This window comes from Pseudoclavibacter sp. RFBI5 (assembly GCF_002931395.1).
GTDB lineage: Bacteria > Actinomycetota > Actinomycetes > Actinomycetales > Microbacteriaceae > Pseudoclavibacter.
Genome location: NZ_PSYA01000004.1, coordinates 182,610 through 194,940, shown reverse-complemented (window position 1 = coordinate 194,940; position 12,331 = coordinate 182,610). Strand labels below are relative to the sequence as shown.

The window sequence follows — 12,331 nt, the reverse complement described above, 5'->3', positions numbered from 1 at the left end:
GGCGTTCGTCGCGTCCGAGGCGGTCGTTCCGGTCAGGCGCGCACGAAGCGGGCGACCGTCTCGAAGTGGTGCGTGTTCGGGAAGAGGTCGTAGGCGCGCATCCAGTCGAGCGTGTAGCCGTGGCCGAGGAGGAGACCGGTGTCGCGGGCGAGCGCGACCGGGTCGCAGGCGACGTAGACGAGCTGAGCCGGCCCGAAGCCCGCGAGACGGTCGATGACGTCCTTGCCGGCGCCGGAGCGCGGCGGGTCGAGGATGACGCTTCCGCGGCGGATCCCGTCGCGGTCGAGGTGCGTCGCGTCGCGCTCGAGGTTCGCGAGGTACTGGTCGACGCGTGCCGTGACGGCGCTCGCGCCGCGCCACTCCGCGAGGTTCGCGGTGGCGTGGCCGGTTGCAGCCGCGTTCGACTCGACGGTCTCGATGAAGGCCCCTGGTCCGGCTTCCTGCGCGAACGCCGCCGCGAGCAGGCCGACTCCGCCGTACAGGTCGAGGTTGACGGCCTCGGCGTCGACGAGGGTGGGATCGAGGGCGTCGGCGACGGCGTTCGAGAGCGTCTCGGCGGCGAGCCTGTGCACCTGCCAGAACCCGTCCTCGTCGACCCGGTACTCGCGCCCGTTGACGACCTCGGTGACCACGGCCGGCTTGCGTCCGTGGGCGCCGTCGAGGATGGTCCGCATGCGGGTGTCGAGCTCCGCGGGTGCCACGAGCTCGATGCGCCCGGAACCGGCGAGGCGTTGACCGAGCGGAGCGAGCTCCTCGATGTCGCCGTGCGCGAGCGGCAGGGTCTCGGTCTCGATGACGCGGTGCGAGCGTGCCGCGTACGGGCCGACGCGCCCTTCCTTGTCGACGTGGAGCGTGACGCGGGTGCGCCAGCGCGTTCCGCCGTTCTCGTCGTCGCCGAGAAGGGGCTCGACGACACCCTGCCAGTCGTGGCCAGCGAAGCGCGCCATGGATTCTCGCAGGACCTGGGCCTTCAGCTCACGCTGTCGGGCCAGGCGGATGTGTCCGAGCTCGGCTCCCCCGGCGCGTTCCTCCGGCGTCCGCTCGATTCCGGCTTCCTGCCACACGTGCGCCTGGCGGTCGTCGGATGCGCGGAGCACGTCGGTGGCGACGGCACGCGCGAAGGACTTCCGCACCTCGGTCACCCGAGCCTGTACGAGCTCGCCGGGCACGGCATCCGCGACGAACACGACTCTGCCCTGGTGACGGGCGACGAAGATGCCGCCGTGCGCGATGTCGCCGACCTCGAGCTCGATCACGTCTCCTGGAGTGATCTCCGCTGAAAGGTCTGGGGTCGTGCCGTCGTGGGTCATGCGCTCGAGCCTAGCCGTGCGCGCCCACCGAGCCTGGCGGCCTCGGCTCAGAGCCGCGTGAAGAGGCCGGGGTAGCTGAGCACGAAGCTCTGCTCGTCGGTCGCGATCTCGCGTTCGAACGAGCCGTCGGCCGCCTGGAAGAGGTAGCGGGTGCGGCTCAGGCGGCGGTACCGCTGACGGTCGAGGAACACGGCGAACGTCTCCGTGTCGATGTAGGCGACCTCGATCTCGCGTTCTTCGCCGACCTCGAGTCCCAGCCTGCGCATGGGAAGCGTGTTGGTGAGGGGAGTCGCCCGGATGTCCACGTCGAGCGCACCGCTGAGCTCGGGGGCTGGGCGGTCGCCGACGCGCCAGTCGCCGCGGCCGTTGGAGGTGACGGTGAGGTGCTCACCGGTCTTCGGGCGGCGCAGCGAGACGAGCCGCGTCCGCAGGACCGGGTCGGTCTCGAGCAGGTACTCGAGGTGTGGGCCCCCGCCCTCGCCCTGCTCGGCCGAGACCGGCGCGGAGATGCGCGAGTTCGCGGTGATCGCGCCGACCGCGTCCTCGACGACGCTCGCCGCCTCGACGTCACCGCTCGCCTCGGCGACCCACGCGAGTGCGGAGGGGGCCGAGACGGCTTCGACGCCCGGCGCATCCCACACCACAGACGAGCGGGAGAACCTGGTCTGCTTCGGCGCGCGGTACCTCGACTCGATGCGGGTCACCCGACGCCCTCCCCTTCGGAATCTGGGCGCTGGGCCGAACTGTGGAGCCTGATGAGCATGCGAGAGATCGTATGCAAACGGCCTTGGCGCACTCTGGCAGGAGGTCGCGCGTTGGCTGACCGCGCCCTGACCGTAGCGGCCCCACCGCTCCGGAAGGCCTGCTCCGCGCAGCGAGGGCACCGTCCCGGTACCCTCGCCTCATGCGCCTGTACCTCGCCTCGACGTCGCCCGCCCGCCTCATGCTGCTGCGCCAGGCGGGCATCGAGCCCGTCGTCATCCCGTCGAGCGTCGACGAGGACGCCGTGATCGAGGCGCGTCTCGCCGAGGGTCCTCTCGAACCGAGCGAGTACGTGCAGCTGCTCGCTCGGGCCAAGGCACTCGCGGTCGCGGATGCGCCTGACCCGCGAACCGGGGAGCCGCTCGACGGCCTCGTCCTCGGGGGCGACTCGATGTTCGAGATCGGCGGCCGGATGCTCGGCAAGCCCCACGAGCCGCACGTCGCGCGCGAGCGCTGGCTCGCGCAGCGGGGCCAGACGGGCACGCTGTGGTCTGGGCACTGGCTCGTCGACCGCCGTGGTGGCTCGGATGCTTCCGGGGACGGCGTCGGCAGCACCGCGAGCGCCAGCGTGACCTTCGCCGACGATCTCGACGACGCCGAGATCGACGCCTACGTCGCCTCGGGTGAGCCCCTGCACGTCGCCGGCGCGTTCACGATCGACTCGCTCGGGGCTCCCTTCATCGACCGCATCGAAGGCGACCCGTCGACGGTCGTGGGACTCTCGCTTCCCGCCCTGCGCCGACTCGTGCGCGGCTTCGGAGTGGGGTGGCCCGAGCTGTGGAACCGCGCCTGATGCGCCCCTCGGCGGCCTCAGCAGCAGGCCAGAAGCGGCCCCCGGCTACGAATTGAACACGGTGCCAGCTCGCATCTGGTGAATGCCGACGGTCGGGCGTAACGTCGCGATCCAGGCGTCAACGAGGACGCCTCGCGAGGGAGGTCCGACCATGCCCGCACATTCGTCAGGAGACTCGGGGCCAGCAGCCCAGATCGTCAGCCAGCTCGGCGGCGCGGGGAACATCGAGAACCTCACCCACTGCGCGACACGGCTGCGCTTCCAGCTGCACGACGCATCCGGTATCGACCAGGCGGCGGTCGAGGCGATCCCAGGCGTCATGGGGGTCGTGCCGCAATCGGGTGACCGCTACCAGGTCGTCATCGGCGGCGGAGTGCAGAACGTCTACAACGACATCCAGGCGCTCCCCTCGATGTCGGGCGGTGGCGCCCCCGCCGACCCGGAAGACGCGGCCTCGATCAAGGCCGCGGCCCGCGCGAAGGGGCCGCGCGGCAAGTTCGCATGGCTCGACAGCGTCTTCGAGTTCCTGTCCGACTCGTTCCGGCCGATCCTCGGCGCCTTGCTGGGTGCGTCCCTCTTCATCACGTTCATGGCGCTCATGAGCACGCTCGGCGTCATCCCCAACTGGGCCGACCCGCGCACCGACCTCCCGCCGTCGTGGCGCTTCCTCAACCTCTGCTGGCAGGCGGTCTTCGTCTTCCTGCCCCTGTACATCGCGTACAACGCGTCGAAGCGCGTGGGGGCCGACCCGTGGATCGGCTTCGCCATCATGGGCGTCGTCATGCTGCCCGGCTTCACGAAGCTCGCCGACGGCATCGACCCCATCGAGGTCTTCGGCTCCGAGGTCTCCGTCGTGCCGATCTTCGGCCTCCCGCTCACGGTCTTCGACTACAGCTCCCAGGTGTTCCCTCCGCTGCTGATGGCCGCGCTGCTCGGCCCCCTGTACAAGGGCCTCAAGAAGCTCATCCCCGAAGACCTGCACCTCATCTTCGTGCCCTTCCTGAGCATGCTGATCATGATCCCGCTCACGGCGTTCCTCATCGGCCCCATCGGCGTCTACACGGGCGCCGGCCTCGCCAACCTGCTCCGCGGCATCAACGACTTCTCGCCGCTCATCTTCGCCATCGTGATCCCGCTCGCCTACCCCTTCATGGTGCCGCTCGGCCTGCACTGGCCGATCAACGCGATCATGCTGCTCAACATCCAGACGCTCGGTTACGACTACATCCAGGGGCCGATGGGCGCATGGAACTTCGCGTGCTTCGGTGCGACCGCCGGCGTGCTGTACCTCTCCATCCGCGAGAAGGACGCGCAGATGCGCCAGACCTCGACGGGCGCCCTCGCGGCCGGCCTGCTCGGCGGCATCTCAGAGCCGTCGCTGTACGGCATCCACCTGCGCTTCAAGCGCATCTACGGGCGGATGCTCGTGGGCTGTCTCGTCGGCGGGGTCATCATCGGCATCGGCGGCGGCGTGAAGACGAGCGCGTTCGTCTTCACGTCACTGCTCACCATCCCGGCGTTCGACAACATCCCGCTCTACGCAGGCGCGGTCGGTGCGGCGTTCCTCGTCTCGATGTTCCTCGTCATCTTCTCCGGCTACCGCAGCCCCGAGCAGCAGGCGGCGTTCGAGGCGGCCCGGGTTCCGGTCGCCGACCTGGAGACGGCGAAGAAGGGAGAGAGCACGGAGGACGTGATCGCCGCCTCCGCCGCTCGAGAGCGCGAGTCGGCCCCGCGCACCGTCGAGGTCCTGTCACCGCTCGAGGGCGAGATCGTCCCGCTGTCGGAGGTCCCCGACGCCGTCTTCAGCCAGGGCATCATGGGCCCGGGCGCCGCTATCAGACCGAGCGGCACCGTCGTCTACGCTCCGGGAACGGGCACGGTCGCCGTCGCCCAGGCGACCGGGCACGCGTTCGGCCTGCAGCTCGACAACGGGCTCGAGGTGCTCATCCACGTCGGCATCGACACGGTCGAGCTCGATGGCAAGGGCTTCGACGTCAAGGTGAAGGCAGGCGACAAGGTCACGCCGGACACGGTGCTCGTCGAGTTCGACCGCGACATCGTGGAGGCCGCGGGCTTCTCGCTCATCACGCCCGTCATCGTGCTGAACGCGGGGTCGTTCGCGTCGGTCGAGGCGGTCGGGCTCGGCAGCGGCAAGGTCGGCACGCCGATCCTCGAGGCGGTGACGAAGGCGCCCGCGCCCAGCGAGGTGTAGCTGGCTTCTGCGGGGCGGCCGGTTTCGGCGGCTGAGCGCGACCAGGCGTCCCCGCGTCGCGTCAGCGGACCGCGTCAGCGGATGCGTCGTGGAGGAGATCGTCAAGCTCGCGAACCCGCACCGTGGGCATGGGCCGCGCCGACTGCGCTCCAGCGAGCCGGATGCGCGCCTCGATGTCGGAGTTCTGAGCGCCCCGATCCTCGATCGAGACCTGATTCGAGCTGCCGACCACGCCGCGGACGAGCACCAGCTGCGCCCCGACTGGCCAGCGGTCTGCAGGCTCGCCGTCGCCGCGACCGGCCCGGTTGCGCGCGGCCGCGCCGTCGAGCTTGTGGAGGAGGCGACCCGCGACCTGCTCGGCACTCCCCTCGCCGATCTCGCCGAGCAGCACCCCGAAGTGCGTGACCTCGCCGAGGTTCAGCTCGATGCTCTCGCGCACCTCGGCCAGCGCCTCGGAGGTCGTCGCCGTGAGCTCGACGGGCATGACCGCGTCGGCGTAGTCGTCGACGAGCAGCGCGAACGGCGCGACGTCGCGGCCCACGATCGCGACCGTGCTGCCGCCACGGAGCAGGGCGTCGGCGAGCCGCCGGTCTGCTCCATCCTCGCCACCTGCGATGCACCAGATCTGATCGGTCATGGTCGACTCCGTCCCTTTCCCGGCATCCGCTCTGGTGCCCACCTCGAACTATACTTAGACACATCCTCACTATTAGTGAGAAGCTCGACGATCTCAGGGGGTTCACATGGAGCAGGGCGAATCGCGCGAAGCACTCCTCACCCAGCTGAATGACGTCAGGAACGAACTCACCAGGGGCCTCGCCGCGAGGCACATGGCCCCGTTCCTCGAGCTCGACATCACCGCCCAGCAGCTGAAGACCGTCTTCCTCGTGACCACCGGCACGGTCACGACCGTCTCACAGGCCGCCGAACACCTCGGCGTCGCGGTGCCGACCGCATCCGCCAGCATCGACAAGCTCGTCGAGCACGGGCTCGTGACCCGCACGGAGGGGAAGCCCGACCGCCGCATCCGCCACCTCACGGCGACCCGCAAGGCCATCCGGCTCCACGAGCGCTTCCTCGGACTCCGGACCGACACCGACGAGTTCGCCGCACACCTGAGCGACGAGGAGCTGCAGGGGCTCGTCATCGGGTTCCAGGGCATCCGCCGAGTGCTGCGTCAGCTCACCGAGGGCAGCTGAGCCCTCAGGAGGCGAACGACCGCCAGAACAGCTCGAGCGCGCGCCGCACGACGGCCTCGCGCTCGACGAAGGGCGTGCGCGGCAGAACGCCGGCGAGCATCGACAGCAGCAGGAGCAGGTCGCCCGCGCTGATCTCCCGGTCGACCCGACCGCTCGCCCATTCGCGCTCGAGAACGTCGCCGAGCACCGCGAGCATCCGGTCTCGAACACTCGCCCCCTGCGCGTCGGCGGTGTCGGTCAGGGTGAGCTGGATGAGTCCGACCGACACGAGCATCTGCCGGGCGATGAGCTCGAGCAGCCCTGCCAGATCAGCCTCGGGCGAGGCTGCGAGGTCTTCGAGCTCGACGATGGCGTCGCCGAACACTGCGAGCGCAAGCGACGCCCGATCCGGGAAATGCCGGTAGAGACTGCCCTGGCCGACGCCAGCGCGCTTGGCGACGGCGCTGAGCGGGGCATCCACTCCCCCCTCGCCGAAGACCTCCCGCGCGGCCGCGATGAGGGCACGTCGGTTCTCGGGGCCAGCACTTGGCCCTCGGTTGGCTTTCGCTGGAGTCGACACCGGGATAGCATAATCCGGACAGTGTTGTCCGGTTCGTTCGATCCGACACTGTCGCCACCCCAGCCCACGCTCGCCGCGAGCGCGGGCTCGGCGGACCGAGCAGAAAGCTGGCACCACCATGACCTCGAGCGCACACCCCCTCACCGGCGACACCACGATCGGCGAATGGCTCACCGACCCGACGGGAGGCGTCGTCATCCGCGAGATCCTCGCCCAGGGCGGCCAGGACGCCTCCTCCCTCACCCCCGTCGCGGGCCTCCCCCTGGCGCAGCTCGTCGAGCTGAGCCAGGGAAAGTTCCCCCAGGAGATGGTGGATGCGATGATCGCGCGAGCGAACAGCGGCGAGGTCACCCCAGCACAGCCCGGTGAGTTCGGCCCCGCCGTCGACCACGACGCCCCTCGCGCGCCGCGGGCGGCGGCCTGGGTCGAAGCCACCACGGGCGGCCGCTTCGACGGCAAGACCGTCATCGTCACGGGCGCCGGCTCCGGCATCGGCAAGGCGACCGCGTCGCGCATCGCGCGCGAAGGCGGGCGCGTCATTGCCGTCGACGTCTCCGCAGAGCGCCTCGCCGCGCTCGTCAGCGAGCACGACGGCGCCGACATCGTCACCCTCACCGCCGACATCACCGACGACGCCGGTGTCGCTCGGATCCTCGAGGCGGCCGGCTCCCGCATCGACGGCCTCGCGAACATCGCCGGCATCATGGACAACATGACACCGGTCGGCGAGGTCAGCGATGAGGTCTGGAACCGCGTCTTCGCCGTCAACGTGACCGGCACGATGAAGCTCATGCGCGCCGTCGTGCCCGCGATGCTCGCCGTCGGCACGGGCGCGATCGTCAACGTCGCCTCCGAGGCCGCACTCCGCGGGTCGGCCGCAGGCGCCGCCTACACCGCGTCGAAGCACGCCGTCGCCGGGCTCACCAAGTCGAGTGCGTTCATGTACGGCCCGAGTGGACTCCGCATCAACGCCGTCGCCCCGGGACCCGTCGCCACCAACATCGAGGCCCGCTTCGACTCCGAGCTCGGCGGGCAGCGCGTCCGTCAGGCGATGGCGCTGCTGCCGACGCCGACCACGGGAACCGCGCTCGCCGCCTCCATCACGTTCCTGCTCAGCGACGACGGCGTCAACATCAACGGCGTCATCCTCCCCTCCGACGGAGGCTGGTCCGCCGCGTAGGCTTCCCCCATGAGCAAACCCGTCACGCGCACACGCAAGTTCTTCTGGATCGGCCTCGTCGTGATCGCGTTGATCTTCATCGGCTCCGGCGTCTACGAGATGCTCGCGTAGGGTCCGCGCCGGTTCCGGCCCTCACCCGGGTCTTGGCCACCCTCGTCGGCCCCACCACCCTGCCGACCCCTCTGTGTTCTCCGGATGGCTTCCTCGCTTCGGGATGGGAAAGAACCCATCCGGAAGCGAGGAAGCCACCTCGAGACCGCACGCGGCCGGCGCGCGATTGCTCGGGACACAACGGAAACGGCCGGGTGCCTCCGCACAGCAGCGGATGCACCCGGCCGAGCCGGATCACGAGATGCGCCCGATCAGGGGCCCGGACCTAGGACGTGAGCTGACTCTGCTCGGCATCCAGGTCGCTGACGGCCTGCTCGAACTGCGAGTTGTACAGCCTCGCGTACGCGCCGCCCTGCTTCACGAGCTCATCGTGCGTCCCCTGCTCGACGATGGAGCCGTGCTCCATGACGAGGATCAGGTCGGCGTCGCGGATCGTCGAGAGACGGTGCGCGATGACGAAGCTCGTGCGGCCCTGGCGAAGTGCCGCCATCGCCTGCTGCAGGAGCAGCTCCGTGCGCGTGTCGACCGAGCTCGTGGCCTCATCGAGGATGAGGACCTGCGGGTCGGAGACGAAGGCGCGCGCGATCGTAATGAGCTGACGCTCGCCGGCGGAGACGTTCGACGCGTCCTCGTCGAGCACCGTGTCGTACCCCTCAGGCAGTGAGTGCACGAAGCGGTCGACGTAGCAGGCGGTCGCAGCGGCGAGCACCTCCTCGTCGGTCGCGTCCTGACGCCCGTAGCGGATGTTCTCGCGGATGGACCCCGCGAACAGCCACGGATCCTGCAGCACCATGCCGGTTCGACTGCGGACGTCCTCGCGCCTGAGCTCGGCGATGTCCTGCCCGTCGAGCAGGATGCGCCCGCCGTCGAGCTCGTAGAAGCGCATGATGAGGTTCACGAGGGTCGACTTGCCGGCACCGGTCGGCCCGACGATCGCGACCGTCTGGCCAGGCTCGACCGAGAAATTGAGGTTCTCGATGAGCTTCTGCTCCGGCGTGTACGAGAAGGTGACGTCGTCGAAGACGATCTCGCCCGCACCGTTCGCCGGCTTGGGCGCGTCGCTCGCGTCGGGCTCCTGCTCGTCCTCGTCGAGCAGCTCGAACACGCGCTCGGCCGAGGCCGTACCCGACTGCAGCACGGCAGCCATCCCGCCGAGCTCGGCGAGCGGCTGCGTGAACTGCTGCGAGTACTGGATGAACGCCTGCACGTCGCCGAGGCGCAGGTTGCCGCCCGCGACCATGAGGCCGCCGAGCACCGCGATGCCCACGTAGGACAGGTTTCCGATGAACATCATCGCCGGCATCATGACGCCCGCCCAGAACTGGGCCTTGAAGGCCGCCTGGAAGAGCTGCTCGTTGTCGACCTGGAACTGCTCGCGTGCATCCTTCTCGCGGCCGAACACGCGAACGAGGGCGTGACCGGAGAACGACTCCTCGACGCGCGCGTTGAGGCGTCCCGTCTTCTTCCACTGCTCGGCGAAGTTCCGCTGCGACTTCGGTCCGATGACGCCGAAGATGACGCCCATGAGCGGCAGAGTGACGAGCGCGACGAGCGCGAGCTGCCAGGAGATGGAGAACATCATGACGAGCACTCCGACGACCGTCAGAACGCTCGTGACGACCTGCGACAGCGACTGCTGCATCGTCTGCGTGATGTTGTCGATGTCGTTCGTGACGCGGCTCAGCAGCTCGCCGCGCTGCACGCGGTCGAAGTAGCTCAACGGCAGCGCGTTGATCTTGCGCTCGACGTCCTCGCGCAGCTTGTACATCGCCTTCATCATGATGATGTTGATGACGTACCCCTGCAGCCACATGAGCAGCGCCGAGAACACGTAGAGCGCGAGCACCGACAGGAGCACCATGCCGAGGCGCTCGAAGTCGACCCCCTCGCCCGGCGTGATGTCCATGGCGGCGACCATGTCGGCGAACTGCGTCTGGCCGGAGTCGCGGAGCCCCGCGACGACCTGGTCCTTGGAGGCGCCCGCCGGCAGCTGGCTGGAGACGACGCCCTCGAAGATGAGGTTGGTCGCCTGCCCGAGCACTCGTGGCGCGATGACGGAGAGCACGACGCCGACGGCGCCGAGGAACGACACGATGATGAGCGCGGCGCGGTAGGGCCGGAGCCTGCCGAGCAGCCTGCCGAAGCTCTGCCCGAAGTTCTTCGCCTTGCCGGGAGCGACGCTGTCCCAGTCGCCGGACGACTGCCTCGCCTGCTCGGCGAGCTCCAGCTCGAGCTGCTCCTCCTCGGTCAGGACCTTCTCGACGACCTCCTTCGGCCTGCGCTTGCCCCGACGGGCGCCCTTGGCGTCCTGGTTCTGGTTGTCTGCGTCACGGCTCATGACTGCGCCTCCACTGCGAGCTGGGAATCCACGATCTCCTTGTACGTCGTGCAGCTCTCGAGCAGCTCGTCGTGCGTTCCGAGACCGACCATGCGGCCGTCGTCGAGGACGACGATGCGGTCGGCGTCGACGATCGTCGAGATGCGCTGCGCGACCACGATCTTGGTCACGCCGGGCAGCTGCTCCCACAGCGCGCGCCGCAACCTGGCGTCGGTCGTGAGGTCGAGCGCGGAGAAGGAGTCGTCGAAGACGAACACCTGCGGTTCGTGCACGATCGCGCGCGCGATCGCGAGCCGCTGGCGCTGCCCGCCTGAGACGTTCGTGCCGCCCTGCGCGATGCGCGCTTCGAGCTGCTTGTCCTTCTCCTGCACGAAGGCCGTGGCCTGCGCGATCTCGAGCGCCTTCCAGAGGTCGTCGTCGGTCGCGGCCTCACGGCCGTAGCGCAGGTTCGAGGCGATCGTGCCGGTGAAGAGGAACGGACGCTGCGGGACCAGGCCGATGCCGTCCCACAGCAGCTCGGCGTCGGCCTCGCGGACGTCGACGCCGTTGACGCGCACGGAACCGCCCGTCGCGTCGAAGAGACGAGGGATGAGCGAGACGAGCGTCGTCTTGCCCGCTCCCGTGGAGCCGACGACGGCGACCGTCTCACCGGGGGCGGCGCGGAAGGAGATGCCCGTGAGCACCGGCTCCTCTGCACCCGGGTACGTGAACTCGACGTCGTCGAACTCGATGACGCCCGGCTCCGGGAAGTCGGAGACGGGGTCGGCCGGCATGATGAGCGTCGACTCGGTGTCGAGCACCTCGGAGATGCGGTCGGCGCTGACGGCCGCGCGCGGGATCATGATCGTCATGAAGCTCGCCATGAGCACGCCCATCAGGATCTGCATGACGTAGGCCATGAACGCGAAGAGCGTCCCGATCTCGACCGTGCCCTGGTCGACCTGGATTCCGCCGAACCAGATGACGCCGACGACGGTGATGTTCAGCACGAGCATCGCGAGCGGGAAGAGCGTGACGAAGAGATCGCCGACTCGCTTGCCGAGGAGGAAGAGGTCGTTGTTCGCGACCTCGAACCGCTGCTCCTCGATCGGCTCGCGCACGAACGCGCGCACGACGCGCACACCGGTGAGCTGCTCGCGCAGGATCCGGTTGATGTTGTCGAGCTTCACCTGGAACTGGCGGAACAGCGGCACCATCCGGCTGATGATGATGCCGACCAGCAGGAGCAGCACGGGGGCCGCGACGCCGATGATCCAGGAGAGGCCCACATCCTGCTGCAGGGCCATGATGATGCCGCCGATCGCGAGCATGGGAGCCGAGACGAGCATGGTGGAGCCCATCATGGCGAGCATCTGCACCTGCTGCACGTCGTTCGTGTTGCGCGTGATGAGCGAGCCCGCCCCGAAGCGCGAGACCTCGCGCTCGGAGAAGCCGCTCACTCGCGCGAAGACGTCGGCGCGGATGTCACGGCCGAGCGCCATGGCGGCGCGCGCGGCGAAGACGGTCGCGATGATCGAGCACGTGATCTGCCCGAGCGAGATCGCGAGCATGACGGCGCCCGTCGACCAGATGTAGTCGGTGTCGGCGTTGGCGACGCCCTTGTCGATGATGTCGGCGTTGAGTCGCGGCAGGTACAGCGACGCGAGCGCTTGAAGGAATTGGAAGACCAGCACGCCCGCGAGGAGCGGCCAGTACTTCCTGAGATAGCGGGCGAGGAGCTTACCGAGCATCGATTCTCCGGAACGACGAGGCGTCTCGCATTGCGCATCCGCTAGCGTGGTGGATGCGCGTCGCTGGGGACGCGGAGTGGACGGCAATTCGGCGGGCCCGGACTGGACCTGGCACACCGGACCATTGCTGGTCGTGC

The 12,331-nt window shown here is 69.2% G+C and carries 10 protein-coding genes and 1 pseudogene; 4 read left to right on the top strand and 7 right to left on the bottom strand.

Annotation, left to right across the window (positions count from 1 at the left end; translation table 11 throughout):
* Nucleotides 1–32 precede the first annotated feature (32 nt).
* The 3 genes and pseudogenes from C5E06_RS19745 to C5E06_RS03775 form a co-directional block, all read right to left on the bottom strand.
* A complete protein-coding gene (locus tag C5E06_RS19745) occupies nucleotides 33–947 on the bottom strand; it encodes a class I SAM-dependent RNA methyltransferase (protein ID WP_374953221.1) in 915 nt (304 codons plus the stop codon).
* A gap of 168 nt (nucleotides 948–1,115) precedes the next feature.
* Nucleotides 1,116–1,370, bottom strand: a pseudogene (locus tag C5E06_RS19740) (TRAM domain-containing protein); the annotation flags it as partial.
* Nucleotides 1,358–1,951, bottom strand: a complete 594-nt coding sequence (locus C5E06_RS03775; protein WP_104299866.1) for a putative glycolipid-binding domain-containing protein — start codon at nucleotides 1,949–1,951, stop codon at nucleotides 1,358–1,360. The gene C5E06_RS03775 and the pseudogene C5E06_RS19740, both read right to left, overlap by 13 nt.
* 263 nt (nucleotides 1,952–2,214) lie before the next feature.
* Here C5E06_RS03775 and C5E06_RS03770 point away from each other — a divergent pair, with 263 nt between their 5' ends.
* Complete coding sequence (locus tag C5E06_RS03770; protein ID WP_104306035.1) at nucleotides 2,215–2,865, top strand: nucleoside triphosphate pyrophosphatase; 651 nt, start codon at nucleotides 2,215–2,217, stop codon at nucleotides 2,863–2,865.
* Between the two features lie 151 nt (nucleotides 2,866–3,016).
* Nucleotides 3,017–5,077, top strand: a complete 2,061-nt coding sequence (locus C5E06_RS03765; RefSeq protein ID WP_104306034.1) for a glucose PTS transporter subunit IIA — start codon at nucleotides 3,017–3,019, stop codon at nucleotides 5,075–5,077.
* Nucleotides 5,078–5,138: 61 nt separating this feature from the next.
* On the opposite strand, the gene C5E06_RS03760 is transcribed toward C5E06_RS03765, so the two are convergent.
* A complete protein-coding gene (locus C5E06_RS03760; RefSeq protein ID WP_104306033.1) occupies nucleotides 5,139–5,714 on the bottom strand; it encodes a hypothetical protein in 576 nt (191 codons plus the stop codon).
* A 106-nt stretch (nucleotides 5,715–5,820) separates the two neighbouring features.
* Here C5E06_RS03760 and C5E06_RS03755 point away from each other — a divergent pair, with 106 nt between their 5' ends.
* Nucleotides 5,821–6,276 carry a MarR family winged helix-turn-helix transcriptional regulator gene (locus C5E06_RS03755; protein ID WP_104243019.1) on the top strand — a complete coding sequence of 152 codons (456 nt, stop codon included), beginning with the start codon at nucleotides 5,821–5,823 and terminating at the stop codon, nucleotides 6,274–6,276.
* A gap of 4 nt (nucleotides 6,277–6,280) precedes the next feature.
* Here the strand turns inward: C5E06_RS03755 and C5E06_RS03750 are convergent, their stop codons facing one another.
* On the bottom strand, nucleotides 6,281–6,835 hold the full coding sequence (locus C5E06_RS03750; RefSeq protein ID WP_181059502.1) for a TetR/AcrR family transcriptional regulator: 555 nt from the start codon (nucleotides 6,833–6,835) through the stop codon (nucleotides 6,281–6,283).
* A 118-nt stretch (nucleotides 6,836–6,953) separates the two neighbouring features.
* Between C5E06_RS03750 and C5E06_RS03745 the strand changes: the two genes are divergently transcribed.
* Nucleotides 6,954–8,015, top strand: a complete 1,062-nt coding sequence (locus C5E06_RS03745; protein WP_104306032.1) for an SDR family NAD(P)-dependent oxidoreductase — start codon at nucleotides 6,954–6,956, stop codon at nucleotides 8,013–8,015.
* Between the two features lie 376 nt (nucleotides 8,016–8,391).
* On the opposite strand, the gene C5E06_RS03740 is transcribed toward C5E06_RS03745, so the two are convergent.
* Complete coding sequence (locus tag C5E06_RS03740) at nucleotides 8,392–10,464, bottom strand: ABC transporter ATP-binding protein (RefSeq protein WP_104306031.1); 2,073 nt, start codon at nucleotides 10,462–10,464, stop codon at nucleotides 8,392–8,394.
* Entirely contained in the window at nucleotides 10,461–12,194 is a 1,734-nt protein-coding gene (locus tag C5E06_RS03735) for an ABC transporter ATP-binding protein (protein WP_104243025.1), read from the bottom strand. The genes C5E06_RS03740 and C5E06_RS03735 overlap by 4 nt, the downstream gene beginning before the upstream one ends.
* Between the last annotated feature and the right edge of the window lie 137 nt (nucleotides 12,195–12,331).